General features: G+C 41.8%; 1 protein-coding gene and 1 pseudogene. Both read left to right on the top strand.

What is annotated here, in order from left to right; all coding sequences use genetic code 11:
- On the top strand, positions 1 to 369 hold a 369-nt coding region (locus R7Z49_RS25075), incomplete at its 5' end, for a LysE family translocator (RefSeq protein ID WP_318112397.1).
- 192 nt (positions 370 to 561) lie between these two features.
- A pseudogene (locus R7Z49_RS25065) lies at positions 562 to 704 on the top strand (GNAT family N-acetyltransferase); the annotation flags it as partial.

Raw genomic sequence — 704 nt, 5'->3', positions numbered from 1 at the left:
GGTGTCCAAGCGCTACTTTCCATGTGGCGTGGTGAGAGCAAACTCGTGGTCAACGAAAGCATTGGAAGCAACAAAAACGTATTTGCACAAGGTGTCATTGTTAGTGTTTTGAATCCGAAAGTAGCGCTATTCTTCCTTTCTTTCCTACCTCAATTTATCGACACTTCGACAGGCTCCGCATCAACACAACTATTAGTCCTTGGCTTGCTATTCAGTGGATTAGCGACAATGTGTAACGTCTTGTACGCTTCAATCGGAAGTTGGGTATTTAGTCGTTCAAATTCTCAACGCTATTCGCGTGCGCTAGAAGGTGTATCGGGCGTTTTGCTTATTGGGCTAGCAGGTAAAGTCGCTATCAGTGATCGCTAACTTCGGCTGTGTGATTTTGGATGTTGCGAAAATCAAATTTGGTCATAACTGCTCAAGTTGGAATTTATACCGCAGCACATATGCTAAACCTGCAGGAAAGGAATTGCGGTTTAGAATTTGCGAAGCCAATAACCATTGCTGATAACTGTTGGATAGGCAGCTATGCAGCAACGGTAAGTTAAAAGGATTTATATGCTAAATATTCGTCAAGCTTGTATAGAAGATATAACGACTCTGAAGAGGCTGCAGTTTCAACTTAATGAATACCATCAAGCTAATCTTCCAGATGACTTCCTAACACCGGAAGAAATTGAACAGAAAATCGATTTACACAA

It is taken from the genome of Vibrio sp. 1562, from assembly GCF_033340155.1.
GTDB lineage: Bacteria > Pseudomonadota > Gammaproteobacteria > Enterobacterales > Vibrionaceae > Vibrio > Vibrio alginolyticus.
The sequence above is the reverse complement of the archived record's forward strand: the minus strand, read 5'-3'. Positions and strand labels throughout refer to the sequence as shown.